The sequence below is a fragment of the Ruminococcus sp. 210702-SL.1.03 genome (assembly GCF_020559915.1).
In the GTDB taxonomy this organism is placed as follows: domain Bacteria; phylum Bacillota; class Clostridia; order Oscillospirales; family Ruminococcaceae; genus YE71.
This window is the reverse complement of record NZ_JAJCLZ010000108.1, coordinates 1-829: the sequence shown is the minus strand read 5'-3', so window position 1 is coordinate 829 and position 829 is coordinate 1. Positions and strand designations below refer to the sequence as shown.

At 47.2% G+C, this 829-nt stretch carries 2 protein-coding genes; both read right to left on the bottom strand.

The window, feature by feature from the left end; translation table 11 throughout:
• Positions 1 to 52: 52 nt before the first annotated feature.
• Positions 53 to 241, bottom strand: a complete 189-nt coding sequence (locus LI114_RS13635) for a hypothetical protein (RefSeq protein WP_227221121.1) — start codon at positions 239 to 241, stop codon at positions 53 to 55.
• Positions 242 to 245: 4 nt separating this feature from the next.
• Positions 246 to 829 (bottom strand): hypothetical protein (locus tag LI114_RS13630; RefSeq protein WP_227221120.1); only part of this gene is annotated, 584 nt, incomplete at its 5' end.

Here is an 829-nt window from a genome sequence, read left to right as displayed (position 1 = left end):
TGGCAGACCACCGCCGAAGCCGCCGTTATCAGCGCAACGATTATCGCTTCCGTCATTCATCATCACCCGACCTTTTCTTCGCGCTCTGCGTGCCGAAATAGAACGCTATCACGGTGGTGAAGATCGTCTGAAACTGCCCCGCCGAAACCACCCCGCGCCATGCCAGCGCGCAGAAAACACCCGTAAGCGCGAGGGTAACAAGCGATTTTACGTCGATAAGTTTTGCTAGTTTTTGTTTCATGGTGTCACTCCTTTAGCGCAAACACGCCGTTGTAAACGTATTTCGTGCCGTCAACTTCGATTTTGCAAAAACACGAATCTATGAACTGTGAAAATGGTACATAAAATACATTGTCGCTATATGTCCCAGCATCTGAAACTATAGGCACTAACGCCGTTCTCCCTGCTGAGATACTGCCCATTCCAGAATGCCGTCCAGCTGCGGAACTACCACCCCCCTCGTGTGTAGTAATCACATTCAATGAGTTTTCAAAATCTATAATTCTTCCCCTGTTCGCACTACCGTTTACGTTCGTATTGTCAGGAGATACCAACGCAAATATGATACCGCCCTCACTGTTTCTAGAGACCAATAACGATGTTTGGAAACTATCGGTGCTACCATTGCAAAGCATGATTCCATTACTGGTTTTCACCCCGCGCCGCCATACACATCTATCAAAATTAAAATAAAAACCATTATCAATAACAACGCCATTGTTTGCGGTAATTTTAAATGCTCTTTGCGTGCCAAATTCGACGCCCCAGTCAAGCTTTAATGCTGTTACATCGCCGACCTTACAGCTCACCTCCTGCGCGCCTGACGGAA